Raw genomic sequence first — 14,229 nt, 5'->3', positions numbered from 1 at the left:
CATTGCCTGACGCCCAACTGACGACGCCCGATGGTCTTCGCCATCGGGCGTCTTGCCTATAAACGCCTTACCGAAATGGTCAGTGGCGTTACCAGCCTTGAGTGTGTTGCTCGACGAGCGAGGCCAGCAAGTCGATATGATCCTGACGATCATTGAGCGCGGGGATGTACTGGTAGTCACCGCCGCCCGCTTCCTCGAAATAGCCGCGATTCTCGACCTCGAGTTCTTCCAGCGTTTCCAGACAGTCGGCGGCAAAGGCGGGGCTGATCACGTCAACGCCTTCGAGGCCCTCGCCACCCCATGCCTTCAAGGTCTCGTCGGTATACGGCTTGAGCCATTCTTCGCGTCCGAAACGCGACTGATAAGTCTGTCGCCATTCATCTGCCTCGAGCCCCAGTGCCTCGGCCACTAGGCGGCTGGTCTCTTGGCAATGCCGTGGATAAGGATCGCCGGCATCGGCGTAGCGTTTGGGGATACCGTGATAGGAAAACAGTAAACGCGCTTGCCGGCCATGCGTCGACCAATGCTCGCGAACGCTTTCCGCCAGCGCCTCGATATAGGCCGGATGATCATGGTAATCGCGCACGAAACGCAGTTCCGGCAAGTGCGGACACGGCGCCAGTGCGCGCGCCAAGCGATCAAATACCGCCCCCGTCGTCGTGGCAGAAAACTGCGGGTACAGGGGCAGCACCAGGATGCGTTCGACCCCAGCGTCGCGCAGCGCCAGGCCGGCTTCCTCCATGCTCGGCTTACCATAGGTCATCGCCAGCTCGACGGGAATTTCAGTGCCGGTACGCGTCGCCAGTCGTTCCTTCAGCGCGCGTTGCTGACATCGCCCGATGGCGAGCAAAGGCGAGCCATCCTCCCGCCACACGGAGGCATAGGATTTGGCGACACGCGGTGGCCGAATACGCAGGATGATGCCGTGCAAAATCGGCAGCCACTTGACCCTCGGCAGGTCGATCACGCGCCGGTCGCCGAGGAATTCTGCCAGATAGCGACGTACCGCTGATGCCGTCGGGGCCTCGGGCGTGCCAAGATTGACGAGCATGACACCGAAGGGAGCTGACCCCATGAAACCTTCTCCTATAAAAGATCGTGTCGCGCAGTGTAACAAGCCACGGGCATATTGCGCTTATCGCGTTATACTATGAACACGATTTGTACAATATCTGGATAAGGTGCGTCCAAGACTTTAGCACACGGTATTGGACTGCCTAGCGACATACCCTGAAAAAGCGCGCAGAAGTAATAGAAGATGACGTCGTGAGGAGAGGGGTGCCCGGTGCCTACGCACCCAGGCCCCGGCTGCCAGCCGGGCTATAAATTCAGCATTGCAGTGGGTGAGTGGAGCGCAGAACGCACGTCGAATAAGTCATGCGCGGTATGTCAAAACACCAACGGCATGCGCGACGTCAGCGGGGACTGATAGTGTGTGTCTCGGCCGATCACTTCATCATGGGCAACCCACTGTACGAGATAGGCACGATGGATCCCTGCACGCTTGAGCTCGGCATAGACATCGTCCAAGGCACGAAACAACATCGGTTTGCCACGCCGCATCAGCGGGTAGCGTTGGCCTTCGATATCCTCCATCTCGACGCGATACAGGCGACTGCCCGCGTGGCTGATGACGCGAATCTCGAAGTCATGCTCCGCATCCACGAAGTTTTTTAGTTCCTTGATTTCCATAGCATTCTCCTTGAGAAAATAAAGTTCGATAAGACATTGGCCACCTACCACGGCGCACGTACAGCTTGCCTTGTCGAGATGACAGAAATGTTGCAATGAGTATGGCGAAGATAACGGTAAACGTCTCGGCGAAGGGTATACGATTCGCCTAAACCTTGATCGAAAAGAGGAAAAGTACACTAATTGAGACGCGTCGCCGCACAAGAAGTTCCATCACCTGCGCGCAGGGTGGGGGCATAAGAAGGAAAGAAGGAATATGAACGCTCAAGCAGCGAGACGTACGCCGACCCGTTGCCCATTGCTCGCTAGGGGCCGGCGTACCGGCCCCTGTATAGCACCCATCGCGATGTATCAAGAATCGCGCTGGTACGTGGATGGATCGATCGCCACCCCGAGCGAGTTACGATCGACCCAGTTGCCCGCGCGAGTTTCCTTGTAGCGAAACACCACTCGGTCGCCGATCGCGACGGGCAGTTCGGCATCCTCGGTCTGATAGCTGTAGGTTTCACCATCGACGATCAGGGAATAACGGTAGAGATCGGGCATCCCCAACCACTCCTTGAACGGCCCTTCACGCTCGACGCTTTCCAGTTGGCCTCGCCCCTCGAGCTTGGGGATACGTTTCTTGCCACGTTGAAATCCGCTCGCCATCTCCCCCTCCTGTTCACTTGCGAGCCGGCATTATAAGGCAACACCGGCATGTTTGCCTTGCCATCATCACTCGCCCATATGCTGACCGTAGCTGTCGGGGGCGAGATCCTCAAAGCGTGTGTACTTGCCGATAAAGGCCATGTGAACGGTCCCGATCGGACCGTTACGCTGCTTGCCGATAATCAATTCAGCCAAGCCATGGTTGTCGGGGTTATCGGGATTATAGACTTCATCACGATAGACGAAGGCGATGACATCGGCATCCTGCTCGATGGCCCCCGATTCGCGAAGATCCGACATCACCGGACGCTTATTGGGCCGCTGCTCGAGCGAGCGGTTGAGCTGCGACAGCGCGACGACCGGGCAGTTGAACTCCTTGGCCAATGACTTGAGCGAGCGCGAAATTTCGGAAATTTCGCCGGTACGGTTTTCGGAGAAGCCCGGGATCTGCATGAGCTGCAGATAGTCGATCATGATCATGCCGATGTTGCCGTGCTCGCGCGCCAGACGCCGTGTGCGTGAGCGCATCTCGTTGGGCGAAAGCCCGGCGGTATCGTCGATGAAGAGTTGCTTGTCCTTGAGCAGATTGACCGCCGAGGTCAAGCGCGGCCAGTCCTCGTCTTCCAGCTGCCCGGTCCGCACACGCGTCTGATCGATACGCCCCAACGAAGAGAGCATGCGCAGCATCAAACCTTCGGCGGGCATCTCCATGGAAAATACCATGACCGGCTTGTCACTGGAGATGACTGCATGCTCGACCAAGTTCATGGCGAACGTCGTCTTACCCATGGAAGGACGTCCGGCGATGATCACCAGATCTGACGGTTGCAGCCCCGACGTCATCTCGTCCAGGTCCCGGAAGCCAGAGGAAAGCCCCGTCATCTCGCCCTGCATGTTGAAAAGCTCATCGATACGATCGACGGCCTTGCTGAGCAGGTCACTCATGCCGATCGCCCCCCCCGTCTTGGGACGATCCTCGCTGATCTGAAACACCAGGCGCTCGGCCTCGTTGACCAACTCATCGGAGGGCCGGCCCTGCGGCGCAAAGGCACCCTCGGCGATCTGATTGGCCGCCTGGATCAACTTACGCAAGGTCGCACGCTCGCGCACGATATCGGTGTACGCGCGAATGTTACTCGCCGATGGCGTGTTGCGCGCCAGTTCGGCCAAGTACGCCAGCCCGCCCACACCTTCCAACTGATCGCGGTTTTCCAGCGCTTCCGAGAGCGTGACCACATCGAGCGGATGCCCTGCTTCGGCGAGCTGCGCCATCGCATTGAAGGTCAGACGATGTTCGTAGCGATAAAAATCGTTGGCGGTCAGGCGCTCGGATACCGTATCCCAGGCACTGTTGTCCAGCATCAGCCCGCCGAGCACTGATTGCTCAGCTTCCAGCGAGTGCGGCGGCACCTTGAGAGCCGCAGTTTCCTGATCGTGCTCGACGTATTCGCTCATGCTCGTTTCCTGACCGGTCGATATCGAAGGTCGGCGAAGTACACGTTAACCGTGTCGGCCACCTCTATGATGCCGTGATGACCATGCTGTTGCATCTCATGGAACCTGCATCACGTATCCCAGGATCTTGGCCCATGGCACAAAAAGGGCGCGAAGGTTACCCTTCGCGCCCCATGCCGGCATATCGCCTGGCGGTGATCGCTTACTCGGCCACGATCACGATACGAACGCTGGTGGTGACTTCCGCGTGCAGTTGCAGCGTAATGTCATACTCACCGGTCCGGCGAATCGGACCTTCCGGCATGCGCACTTCGCTCTTGAGCACATCAAGACCCGCTTGCGTCAGTGCATCGGCCAGATCGCGCGGGCCGATGGAACCAAACAGCTTGCCTTCATCACCGGCCTTGGCGACCAACGACAGCTCGATGTCAGCCAGTTGTTCAGCGCGCGCTTCGGCTTCTGACTTACGCTCTATGGCTTGCGCTTCGAGCTCGGCACGTTGCGCTTCAAAAGCGGCAACGTTTTCCTTGGTGGCCGGCACGGCGAGGCCATAGGGCACCAAATAATTGCGGCCATAACCGGCCTTGACGGCGACTTGGTCACCCAAGTTGCCCAGCTTGCCAATCTTATCGAGCAGAATGACGTCCATCTCGTTAACCTCTCATCAGTGGTCGCCGGCCAAGCGTGTGCGGAAATCCGCGAAAGTATCGACAACGGCCAGCAACAGCACAACCAGAATCGTGGGCCAAGTCGTCAGCAGCAATGCATAAAAGCCAACCAACCAGAACCCGCTCATCCCCTTCAATCCAATCCAACCATGCACCAGCGCGATGCCTGCCACGAGCAGGGGTATCCACGCCAGCATCGTCGCCATCGGCATGGATACCAGCACGCCCAATACACCAACGCCCACCAGCAGCAAAAGCTCCTTGGTGTTCAAGCGCAGCGCATGGAACTCGTCGCGAAAGCCACCGGGGTTATACAACCCGGCTTGCCAGCTACGCGCTAGTGCCAAACAAGCGACTGCCGCAAGCAGGACCACTAGCCCTGTCACGCCGCCGATCAACATGCCCGCCAACTGTTCGCTGGAGACACCCTGAGCACTCAACTCGGTGAGCATGGCGTCGACATCCGCCGAATTCTGGCGTACCTGTTCGAGCAGCGGCCCCGCCCCGCCCGGAGGCAGGAAAATGCCGGACTGCACCAGCACCACACACACCAGCGTGCCGGCAATCAGGGTCTCACCCCAACGCATCCGAGCGCGCAGTATGGTCGCCATCAGCGTCACCAGCAAAACGCTGGCAAGCGGAACGGCATCGCCCTGCACCCACCACCAGCCGGCGGGCAGCGCGGCGGCAATCAAGACGGGAAGGCCAGGGCCCAGGCCGCGGCGTAGCGTCACCAGCGCGGCGACGGCGGCACTCAGCCAGAACAACCAGGGAATCAACGCCGCAATTAACGCGACCATCGCCGCCTGCGGCGTACCGCGCATCACCCAACGGGCCAGTGCCTGCATCGCGCCAGTCGCCTTGTTTTACTGGTGGCTGTCGGTATAAGGCAGCAGCGCCAGATAACGAGCGCGCTTGATGGCCGTGGACAGCTGACGCTGATAACGAGCCTTGGTACCGGTAATGCGGCTGGGGACGATCTTACCGGTTTCAGTGATATAGGACTTGAGGGTATCAAGGTCCTTGTAATCGATGTACTTCACGCCTTCGGCGGTGAAGCGGCAAAACTTACGGCGACGGAAAAAGCGTGCCATGGTTTATCCTCCAGAGGTACGAATCAGTTGGCTTCAGCTTCAGCATCGGCGTCGGCATCAGCGTTCGTTTCGGAACGCTCAGCGTTTGGACGCTCGCTTTTCTCTTCACGACGACGCGGCTTTTCTTCGGCCGGCTTCATCATCGGAGACGCTTCGGTGACCGCCTCTTTGCAACGCACCACCAAGCTACGGATGATGGCATCGTTGAAGCGGAAGATATTCTCGATTTCGTCGAGAGTCTCGCCGCTGCACTCGATGTTCATCAGTACATAGTGAGCCTTGTGGATCTTGTTGATCGGGTAGGCCAGGTGACGACGCCCCCAATCTTCCAGGCGATGCACAGTGCCGCCGTTTTCGGTAACGAGCCCGGTATAGCGCTCGACCATGGCCGGCACCTGCTCGCTCTGATCCGGGTGGACCATGAACACGATTTCGTAATGACGCATGATAGCTCCTTACGGTTTGACAGCTTCCACGAGGCCCGGCATTTACAAGTACAAAGTCAAGTACAGGGCCGCGAGAAGCAAGGAGAGAAAGTCTCTATGTTTCCGGACGCGCGAAACGATGCCCGGAAAGCCGACCAATTGTAGTGATCACCCCGCGTGCTTGCAACTTGTCTCGCCCGACCGGGCATCAAGTGGCATGGCGTTGACGCACGGCTTCGAACAGACATACGCCCGTGGCAACCGAGACATTGAGGCTCGAGACACTCCCCGCCATGGGCAGTTTGGCGAGTAGATCGCAGCCCTCGCGCGTCAGCCGGCGCATGCCCTTGCCTTCGGCGCCCATGACAATGGCCACGGGCCCCATCAAGTCGATCTCGTACAGGTTCTGCGCCGACTCGCCCGCCGTACCGACGATCCATACCCCATGCGTCTTGAGACGCTCCATCGCCCGCGACAAGTTGGTGACCTGATAGACAGGCATGATATCGGCAGCGCCGCAGGCCACCTTGCGCACCGTCGCATTGAGGGGAGCGGCCTTATCCTTGGGCACGATGACGCCGTGCGCACCTGCCGCGTCGGCGCTGCGCAGGCAGGCACCGAAGTTATGCGGATCGGTCACGCCATCGAGGATCAACAGCAACGGCGGAGACGGCTGCTGCCAGGCGCCGAGGCGAAACCAAAGCGCTTCCTCGCTCTCGGCCTGCAGCGGTGGCGCAAAGGCAATCACGCCTTGATGCACGGCGCCTTTTGCAACGCCATCGAGCGTTTCGCGGGCGACGCCGACGCACTTGATGCCAGCCTGACGGGCGCTCTCCTGAAGACTTTCCAGGCGTGCCTCGGCACGCCCTTCCTGTAACCACAGCTCGCGTGGCGGCTGGCCTCGCTCGAACAATGCCTGCACGGCGTGCACGCCATACACGGCGTCCAAGCCGTCGGGTGTCGCGACACGCGTCCGCGAAGGTTTAGCTTTCATGATGCTCCACTGCCCGTTCCATGGCGCTTATTCAACGCTTATCACCTTTGCCGCCGCCCTTACCGCCTCGCGAACGCCGACGCGGCTTGTTGCCGTCACGCTCCTTCTTCGTCGCGTTGCCGGCTTGCCCTGCGCCCTGCTTACCACGTGCCGATGCGCCATCGTTAGCGGATTTCTTGCGCCGGGCCGGGTTCTGCGGACGCGGCTTCTCGTCGGCCAGCTCGAAGTCGATCTTGCGATCATCCAGGTCGACGCGCGCCACCTGCACGGTAACGCCATCGCCCAGCCGATAGGACATGCCGCTCCGCTCGCCCTTGAGACGGTGTTTCTCGGCCTCGTAGTGGTAATAATCGGACGGCAGCGAGGTCACGTGGACCAGCCCTTCGACATAGACGTCGTCGAGACGCACGAAAACACCAAACTGCGTCACCGAGGCGATGGTGCCCTCGAAGATCTCACCGAGCTTGTCCGACATGAACTCGCACTTTAGCCAGTCCTCCACGTCACGCGTGGCATCGTCGGCACGCCGCTCGGCCATCGAACAGTGCTCACCCAGCTCGAGCATTTGCTCGAAGCTGTACGGTGCCCATTTGCTGGGCGGCTCTACCGGCGCGCCTTCGGCACGCAGCACCGTATTGGTCTGTCGTGGCCCGCGAATCACCGAACGAATGGCGCGGTGCACGAGCAAGTCCGGATAACGCCGAATCGGCGAAGTGAAGTGCGCATAGGCGGGATACGCCAGACCGAAGTGACCGTCGTTCTGCGGCGAATAGACCGCGCGACTCATCGAACGCAGCATGACCGTCTGGATGACGTCAGCGTCGGGGCGCCCCTTGATCGTCTCGGCAAGATCACGGTAGTCCTGCGGCGTGGGATCGTCGCCCCCGCCCAGGGAAAGCCCCAACTCGTTGAGGAACAGACGCAACTTGTCCAGGCGTTCCGGCGAGGGCTTCTCGTGAATGCGATACAGCGCCGGCAAGTCATGCTTGTCGAGGAAGCGCGCCGTCGCCACGTTGGCGGCCAGCATGCACTCCTCGATGATCTTGTGCGCGTCGTTGCGCGAGCGCGGTACGATCTTCTCGATCTTGCGCGCGTCGTTGAAGACGATGGCCGTCTCGGTGGTCTCGAAATCGATCGCGCCACGTGCTTCGCGGGCTTCCCTCAAGATGGTGTAGAGACTCTTGAGATTCTTGAGCGACGGCACGAGGTTGCGATACTGCTCGCGCAATGCATCGCCTTCGGGGCCTTCGTCATCGAGGATCCCGGCGACCTTGTTGTAAGTCAGGCGCGCATGGGACTGGAAGACCGCCTCGTAGAAACGATAGCGGCTGATCGCCCCATTCGGTGAAATGTTCATCTCGCAGACCAGCGCCAGGCGGTCGACCTCGGGATTGAGCGAGCACAACCCGTTCGAGAGCAATTCCGGCAACATCGGCACGACCTGACCGGGGAAGTAGACCGAGGTGCCGCGCGTGATCGCCTCTTGGTCCAGGGCACTGCCCGGACGCACATAGTGCGACACGTCGGCGATCGCTACCAGCAGCTTCCAGCTACCGGACTTGGTCTTCCAGGCACAGACGGCATCGTCGAAGTCCTTGGCGGACTCGTCGTCGATGGTCACCAGCGGCACATCACGCAAGTCGATGCGATGCGCCTTGTCGGCGTCGTCCACGGAGGTGGACATATCGGCGATCTGCGCATGCACTTCGGGCGGAAACTCGGCGGGGATCTCGTAACTACGGATGGCGATATCGATTTCCATCCCTGGATCCATGCGTTCGCCGAGCACTTCCGTCACCTCGCCCACCGGCTGTACACGCGTCGCCGGCTGCTGGGTGATACGGGCCGAGACGATCTGTCCGTCACGCGCCCCTCCGCTGGCGCTATGCGGGATGATGACTTCCTGGGCGATGCGCGTTTTCTCGGGGATCAGCACGCCGAATTCGGCGGTATTCTGGCGGTAGATACCCACCAGCGACTGCGTGTTGCGAGCAAGGACCTCGACGATGGTCGCTTCATCGCGGCCGCGCCGATCGCGGCCGCTGACACGCACCAGCACCTGGTCGCCGTCGAAGACACGCCGCATTTGACGCGGCGGCACCACCAGGTCGGGCTTCTTGCCGTCTTCGCGGATCAAGAATCCCATCCCGTCACGGTGGCCCTGAACCTTCCCTTTGATGAGATCGAGCTTATCGATCAGAGCGAAGGCCCCGCGCCGATTGCGTAGTATCTGACCTTCACGCTCCATCGCGGCAAGTCGCCGACGCACGCCTTCCAGGCGCTCTTCGTCGTCCACCGCCAGCATGCTGCCGAGATCTTCGGGTGTGATGGGCTTACCGTACTCTTCCAGCCGCGCGAACAGGTATTCGCGGCTGGGGACCGGGTTATCGTATTTACTCGCTTCACGTTCCGCATGCGGATCGTCACTGAGTTTCCAATGGTTCATGGTAATGACTTCCTTACAGGCGAGATGGCAAGTAAATGTCGTGCGCCGATGGCGTTGTTATGAAATTCAATCATGCCGCCAGTATAGCGGGCACAGCCAGTCGACCCAACCATGGCGATCACCTGCCTTTCATGAAACAAGATATGAAGCATGGCGAGGTAGCTTGCATTCACGTTCAAAATGGGTATTATACATCGCGCCTTGCCCAGGTGGCGGAATTGGTAGACGCGCTAGCTTCAGGTGCTAGTGTCCGTATGGACGTGGAGGTTCAAGTCCTCTCCTGGGCACCATCGATCTTCCGCCAGATCGATGCAGCGCAACGCCCGGATGGCGGAATTGGTAGACGCGCTAGCTTCAGGTGCTAGTGTCCGTATGGACGTGGAGGTTCAAGTCCTCTTCCGGGCACCATCAGAAATATCCGTAAAGTGCATGACACGCCCAGGTGGCGGAATTGGTAGACGCGCTAGCTTCAGGTGCTAGTGTCCGTATGGACGTGGAGGTTCAAGTCCTCTCCTGGGCACCAGCGTGCATGCTGTTTTACGACGTTTCGAAGCCCCCTTCTTTGTAAAACTTCCATTATTCTATTGGTAACGCCCGGGTCGCTGTGCGACACGCTGCAATGCCCACCCCTTTGTCTCGATATTCGCTTCCAGGGACGTTTCGACGTCTTCCGGCAAACGCGGAAAGAAATCGAGCCGCGTTCTCGCTTCGAGCTCGTCGATACTGACCAGAAAACGATCGAGCGGCTCGTCGCCACTCACCGTCTGCGGAATCAGAAACGCCAGCGCCCGCGGGTGCTCACCAGGCACGACGATGATCTTGTAAAACGCCGATGGCACTTGAGTGAAGCCCACTCGATGCATGAAGCGCTCATTGAAGACCGGACCGGTAACCACTCGGAGTTGCTCGAAGCGCGGCAGGAAATCGTCCATCACGACCTCTTCGAGACGTTGCCACACGCGTCGATTCAAATCAGGGCGCTGCGGCGTGATATTAGTCATCTGAAAGGTATCGAGCTGCGCCGCACGCCCATGTACGCGTGCAATGGCATAGTTGGGGGCCAAGTGGCCGCGGTCGTAGCCGCTGTGCGTGTATTGATCCGAGATGACCGGCCACAACGAGCGCCAGTCCCGCGCAAAGCCATACGGACGATCACCGATCGGCGCATCAGGCGTTTCATGAAGCGCATAACTGACCCATAAAGGGCTGACCCGAATATCCGACCACCCCACCAGGAAGGCATCACTGCGCAGCACCCGGTTGAATCCCTGCCAACTGGTGGTTTGCCACTCGGGCACGCCCATCCAGCTAAGCCGGTCGCGAACCTCGCGCTCCTGCCAATACCACAGGCCGGACCCCACGACGGCGAAAATCAGAGAAATGCCCACGCCACGCACCAAGCGCCGACACTGATAAGAAATAACGGCGATCATGCCGGCGACGTGTCCTTGTCCTGCGAAAACGAAACGTGAAGAGGGTAATTATACGGGGCGATGAGGGCGCCGCTACCAACCTAACGAGAACATCGTCTCAAGGTCGTGGCGCGAGTGCACCTGCATGGCGTTGAGCGTCTCCGTCTCACGAATGCCCTTGACCTGCATCAGGCGCTCGGTCACGAGCTGCGCCAACGACTCGAAGTCGCGCGTGCGGGCGATGGCGACCAGGTCATAACGGCCACAGGTGGAAAATACCTCGCTGATGCCTTCCAGCTCAGCCAACCGTTGGGCGACCGCATTGATCTGGCCCTTTTCCACGTCGATCAGAATCACCGCGCTTTGCATGACACTCTCCTACTGCCTACTGCACTCGGGGCGTCGCGCCAGCCTGCGGCCGGCACGCTCAAGACGCACCGGCACGGCACTTCGCCGACGGCGCGCAAGCAGTATATCAGCCTTGCGCGCTGCGGCTAGCGACGCGTTTCAGCCGCTTTCTCGCGCGTCACCGGGGAGCGGCCACTGATAGCGGCGCACGACCTCGTCGTCCTCCACCGATTCCAGCTTGACCGCAAATCCCCACAATTGATGCAGGTGGCGCAATACCGGATACAGGGTCTTGCCCAATGGCCGGCGTGCATCCTGGACATGGCGCAGGGTCAGCGAACGATCGCCGCGAATATCGGCCTCCCAGACCTGGATGTTCGGCTCGCGCAGCGACAAGGCATATTGCGTAGACAGCGCCTCACGCACGCGCCGGTAGCCACGCTCATCGTGAATGGCACTGATGGTGAGCATCTCATCGCGGTCGTCATCGACAAGGCTGAACAGCTTGAGATCGCGAATCACCCTGGGCGACAGGAACTGCTGAATGAACGACTCGTCCTTGAAGTTACGCATCGCGAAATGCACCGTCTCCAGCCAATCGCTGCCGGCGATCTCCGGGAACCACTCGCGATCTTCCTCGCTGGGTGTCTCGCAGATCCGGCGAATGTCCGCAAACATCGCAAACCCCAGAGCATAGGGATTGATACCGTTGAAATGTGGACTATCGAATCCCGGCTGCTGCACGACGGCGGTATGCGAATGCAGAAACTCGAGGATCGTGCCTTCGTCGATCAGCCCCTCATCGTAGAGCCGATTCATCAGCGTATAGTGCCAGAATGTCGCCCATCCCTCGTTCATCACCTGAGTCTGGCGCTGGGGATAAAAATACTGCGCCAGCTTACGCACGATGCGCACGATTTCCCGTTGCCACGACTCGAGAAGCGGCGCGTTCTTCTCCAGAAAATACAACAGATTTTCCTGCGGCTCGGGGGGATAACGCCCGTACTGGTGGAGCCCCAGCGGATCGTCGATGTTCTCCGCGAATACCTCCGACTCACGTGGCGCTTTCCCCGGAATCGTGCGCCACAGGGCGTTCACCTGCGCCTGGAGATAGGTTTCACGTTCCTGCTGGCGGCGCGCCTCTTCCTCCGAGGAGATCGGCGAGGGGCGCTTGTAGCGATCGACCCCATAGTTCTGCAGCGCATGACAAGCATCCAGGAGCTGCTCCACCGCGGTGACGCCGTGGCGCTGTTCGCATTCGGCGATGTACTTGCGCGCGAATACCAGGTAATCGACGATCGCCGAGGCGTCGGTCCAGGTGCGAAACAGGTAATTGCCCTTGAAGAACGAGTTGTGGCCGTAGCAGGCATGCGCCATGACCAGTATCTGCATCATCAAGGTGTTCTCTTCCATGAGATAGGCGATACAGGGATCGGAGTTGATGACCAACTCGTAGGCCAGACCCATCTGACCGCGCCGATAGGCCTGCTCGACAGACAGGAACTGCTTGCCGAAGGACCAGTGATGATAGCCCACCGGCATGCCCACGCTGGCGTAGGCATCCATCATCTGCTCGGAGGTAATGATCTCGATCTGGTTGGGGTAAATATCCAGGCGGTATTCCTTGGCGAACCTGGCGATCTCACGCTCATAGGCCGTCAGAATCTCGAAATTCCAATCCGAGCCGGTCGCGATGGGGGTCGATGCGGTACTCATGTCACCTCCTCGGCGCGGCGCCTCATTGCGCTATACGCTTGCGGAACAGCTTGCGGAAGACCGGATAGATGTCACCTGGCTCGACGATCTGCTGCATGGCGAAGCGCTCGGAGTGGCGCGCCTGCACGCGCTCGTATTCCTCCCACAGCGCCTGATGCGAATGCGGCGTGATTTCCACATAGGTGTAGTACTGCAGCTTGGCCATCAGCGACGACATGAGCAGGTCACGGCAGGTCGTCGAGTCGTCGTCCCAATTATCGCCGTCGGAGGCCTGGGCGACGTAAAGATTCCACTGCGCGGGCGAATAACGTTGGGTGATGATCTCGTCGACGAGGGTCAACGCGCTGGAAACGATGGTCCCCCCGGTTTCCCGGGAGTAGAAAAACTCTTCCTCGTCGACTTCCTTGGCTGCGGTATGGTGACGGATAAACACCAGCTCGACCTTCTCGTAGTTGCGCTCCAGAAAGAGATACAGCAGCAGGAAGAAACGCTTGGCGATATCCTTGTGGCCCTGAGTCATGGAGCCGGAGACATCCATGACGCAGAACATCACCGCCTTGTTGGAGGGCTGCGGCTGGTCGACGAGATTGTTGTAGCGCAGGTCGTAGGTATCGATGAACGGCACCGCTTCCAGGCGCTTCTCGAGACGCTCGATCTCGGCCTTGAGCTGGTGAATGCGCGTCGGATTGCGTAGCACCGGGTCCTTGTCCTCCTCCTCTTGAAGCGCTTCCTGGGCTTCGCGCAGGGCACGCTTGATAGGGGCCCGCATGCCGATACGCCGCGCCTGCGCCTCGCGCATCGAGCGCACGATGTTGATTCGCGATGGCACGCCATCGCGGGTCACCCCGGCACGCACCGGTCGCACCTCGTCGAGATCCCGCAATTGCTTGCGTTCCAGATGCGGTAGTGCCAGACCATCGAAGACGAAATCGAGGAATTCCTCGCGGCTCAGGGAAAACGCGAATTCGTCCATGCCCTCGCCTTGATTGGACGCACCGCCCTCGCCTGTGCCGCCCTCACCGTTACCCCCCGGACGCCGCAACCGATCCCCCTCGACAAATTCCTTGTTGCCGGGGCTGACGATGGTTCGTGAGCCGCCGGGGCCGTGCTGAAACACCGGCTCGGAAATGTCCTTGGTGGGGATCGAAACCTTCTCGCCGCGCTCCATGTCGGTGATCGAGCGCCGGTTGACCGCCTCTTCCACCGAGCGCTTGATATGGCCGCGGTAGCGCTGCAGGAAGCGCTGCCGGTTCACGGCACTCTTGTGCTTGGCATTGGCGCGTCGATCAATGAAGTAGGTCATGCCGCTCACCTCGTCGCCAATATTT

The 14,229-nt window shown here is 59.9% G+C and carries 14 protein-coding genes and 3 tRNA genes; 3 read left to right on the top strand and 14 right to left on the bottom strand.

The window, feature by feature from the left end; genetic code table 11:
* Nucleotides 1–88: 88 nt before the first annotated feature.
* The 10 genes from hemH to rnr all read right to left on the bottom strand — a co-directional run bounded on the left by hemH (nt 89) and on the right by rnr (nt 9,425).
* A complete protein-coding gene (gene hemH / locus L1071_RS02125; protein ID WP_246968096.1) occupies nt 89–1,075 on the bottom strand; it encodes a ferrochelatase in 987 nt (328 codons plus the stop codon).
* 314 nt (nt 1,076–1,389) lie between these two features.
* Nucleotides 1,390–1,692, bottom strand: coding sequence for a DUF6482 family protein (locus tag L1071_RS02120; RefSeq protein WP_246968095.1), 303 nt, complete (start codon nt 1,690–1,692; stop codon nt 1,390–1,392).
* A gap of 351 nt (nt 1,693–2,043) precedes the next feature.
* Nucleotides 2,044–2,343 (bottom strand): hypothetical protein, encoded by a 300-nt coding sequence (locus L1071_RS02115; RefSeq protein WP_246968094.1) that lies wholly within the window; start codon nt 2,341–2,343, stop codon nt 2,044–2,046.
* Nucleotides 2,344–2,409: 66 nt separating this feature from the next.
* Nucleotides 2,410–3,798: a replicative DNA helicase gene (gene dnaB, locus L1071_RS02110; protein ID WP_246968093.1), complete on the bottom strand. Its 1,389-nt coding sequence runs from the start codon at nt 3,796–3,798 to the stop codon at nt 2,410–2,412.
* Between the two features lie 202 nt (nt 3,799–4,000).
* The gene (gene rplI / locus L1071_RS02105; RefSeq protein ID WP_246968092.1) at nt 4,001–4,447 is read right to left on the bottom strand and encodes a 50S ribosomal protein L9; all 447 of its coding nucleotides are present in this window, start codon (nt 4,445–4,447) and stop codon (nt 4,001–4,003) included.
* Between the two features lie 15 nt (nt 4,448–4,462).
* A complete protein-coding gene (locus tag L1071_RS02100; RefSeq protein WP_246968091.1) occupies nt 4,463–5,314 on the bottom strand; it encodes a hypothetical protein in 852 nt (283 codons plus the stop codon).
* An 18-nt stretch (nt 5,315–5,332) separates the two neighbouring features.
* A complete protein-coding gene (rpsR, locus tag L1071_RS02095; protein WP_040244525.1) occupies nt 5,333–5,560 on the bottom strand; it encodes a 30S ribosomal protein S18 in 228 nt (75 codons plus the stop codon).
* A 23-nt stretch (nt 5,561–5,583) separates the two neighbouring features.
* Nucleotides 5,584–6,006: a 30S ribosomal protein S6 gene (gene rpsF, locus L1071_RS02090; RefSeq protein WP_097022761.1), complete on the bottom strand. Its 423-nt coding sequence runs from the start codon at nt 6,004–6,006 to the stop codon at nt 5,584–5,586.
* A 187-nt stretch (nt 6,007–6,193) separates the two neighbouring features.
* Entirely contained in the window at nt 6,194–6,979 is a 786-nt protein-coding gene (gene rlmB / locus L1071_RS02085; protein WP_246968089.1) for a 23S rRNA (guanosine(2251)-2'-O)-methyltransferase RlmB, read from the bottom strand.
* Between the two features lie 31 nt (nt 6,980–7,010).
* Complete coding sequence (gene rnr, locus L1071_RS02080; protein ID WP_246968087.1) at nt 7,011–9,425, bottom strand: ribonuclease R; 2,415 nt, start codon at nt 9,423–9,425, stop codon at nt 7,011–7,013.
* Between the two features lie 203 nt (nt 9,426–9,628).
* On the opposite strand from rnr, the gene L1071_RS02075 reads away from it, so the two are divergent.
* The 3 genes from L1071_RS02075 to L1071_RS02065 all read left to right on the top strand — a co-directional run bounded on the left by L1071_RS02075 (nt 9,629) and on the right by L1071_RS02065 (nt 9,948).
* A tRNA-Leu gene (locus L1071_RS02075) sits at nt 9,629–9,715 on the top strand.
* 31 nt (nt 9,716–9,746) lie between these two features.
* A tRNA-Leu gene (locus L1071_RS02070) sits at nt 9,747–9,833 on the top strand.
* Between the two features lie 28 nt (nt 9,834–9,861).
* Nucleotides 9,862–9,948 (top strand) — tRNA-Leu (locus L1071_RS02065).
* A 58-nt stretch (nt 9,949–10,006) separates the two neighbouring features.
* Here the strand turns inward: L1071_RS02065 and L1071_RS02060 are convergent.
* From L1071_RS02060 to L1071_RS02045, 4 genes are all read right to left on the bottom strand, one after another.
* Nucleotides 10,007–10,858, bottom strand: coding sequence for a DNA/RNA non-specific endonuclease (locus L1071_RS02060; protein WP_246968085.1), 852 nt, complete (start codon nt 10,856–10,858; stop codon nt 10,007–10,009).
* A gap of 72 nt (nt 10,859–10,930) precedes the next feature.
* The gene (locus tag L1071_RS02055; RefSeq protein ID WP_246968083.1) at nt 10,931–11,206 is read right to left on the bottom strand and encodes an Lrp/AsnC family transcriptional regulator; all 276 of its coding nucleotides are present in this window, start codon (nt 11,204–11,206) and stop codon (nt 10,931–10,933) included.
* Nucleotides 11,207–11,344: 138 nt separating this feature from the next.
* Nucleotides 11,345–12,901 (bottom strand): SpoVR family protein, encoded by a 1,557-nt coding sequence (locus tag L1071_RS02050; RefSeq protein WP_246968081.1) that lies wholly within the window; start codon nt 12,899–12,901, stop codon nt 11,345–11,347.
* 22 nt (nt 12,902–12,923) lie between these two features.
* The gene (locus L1071_RS02045; protein WP_246968079.1) at nt 12,924–14,204 is read right to left on the bottom strand and encodes a YeaH/YhbH family protein; all 1,281 of its coding nucleotides are present in this window, start codon (nt 14,202–14,204) and stop codon (nt 12,924–12,926) included.
* Nucleotides 14,205–14,229 lie beyond the last annotated feature (25 nt).

Origin of the sequence: Chromohalobacter sarecensis, from assembly GCF_023061135.1 — a bacterium.
Lineage (GTDB): Bacteria > Pseudomonadota > Gammaproteobacteria > Pseudomonadales > Halomonadaceae > Chromohalobacter > Chromohalobacter sarecensis.
This window is presented reverse-complemented; position numbering and strand designations above follow the sequence as displayed.